This is a genomic window from Pseudoalteromonas sp. CR1, assembly GCF_019392235.1.
Lineage (GTDB): Bacteria > Pseudomonadota > Gammaproteobacteria > Enterobacterales > Alteromonadaceae > Pseudoalteromonas.
On sequence record NZ_JAHXRM010000410.1, the window covers coordinates 1 to 254 of the forward strand.

Genomic DNA, 254 nt, shown 5'->3' on the forward strand with positions numbered 1-254 from the left:
GCTACACGCTGTTCAAGCGCTCCGCCGAAGCGCTGCAGCTGCACCATTGGAAGGCGGCCATGAAAGATTTTATTTGCGGGGTGGCTGAAATGGCCGGCCTGCGCAGTGAACTTGAGGGCTCCGAGCGCCCGCCGCCGACGGCACAAGAGGTGCCAGAGGCCGAACTGTCGAGTGAAACGTTACCCGCCGCCACCACACTCGCCAGCCTGGATATCACCGCTGCCTCACGTACGCGGATGCAGCCTTTCGAGGGC

At 63.4% G+C, this 254-nt stretch carries 1 protein-coding gene; it reads left to right on the forward strand.

The features are described 5' to 3' along the window. The coding region (locus KZZ04_RS19935; RefSeq protein ID WP_219423993.1) for a hypothetical protein at positions 1-254 on the forward strand (254 nt) is incomplete at both ends.